The following is a 288-nucleotide window of genomic DNA, read 5'->3' on the forward strand; positions in this document are numbered from 1 at the left end:
CCGGTGTTCCCGGAAGGAGACATGATCGATGTCGTTTTCGTCCAGCCAGCCGGCGGCGCAAAGGCGTGCCGCCTCCTCGTCGGGCAGAAGCGCGGCCTTGAGCAGCCGGTCCAGCGATCCGGTCGGCCAGGACCAGCCATAGTCGGGAAAACGCCTGCCGATGCGACGGATCTTCGCCATCAGCTGGAGCTGGCCTTGCTCTGCGCCCGTCGCAGCATGGCCAGGCGCGCCACTTCCAGGTAACCGCGGTCGCGTGTCGCGTCGCGCCCATAGGACAGGCTTCCTGGC

General features: G+C 67.7%; 1 pseudogene. It reads right to left on the bottom strand.

Features of this window, described 5'->3' with window-relative positions:
- Positions 1-180: pseudogene (locus EN807_RS34750) on the bottom strand (hypothetical protein); the annotation flags it as partial.
- Positions 181-288 lie beyond the last annotated feature (108 nt).

This window comes from Mesorhizobium sp. M5C.F.Ca.ET.164.01.1.1, from assembly GCF_004792125.1.
Classification (GTDB): Bacteria; Pseudomonadota; Alphaproteobacteria; order Rhizobiales; family Rhizobiaceae; genus Mesorhizobium; species Mesorhizobium wenxiniae.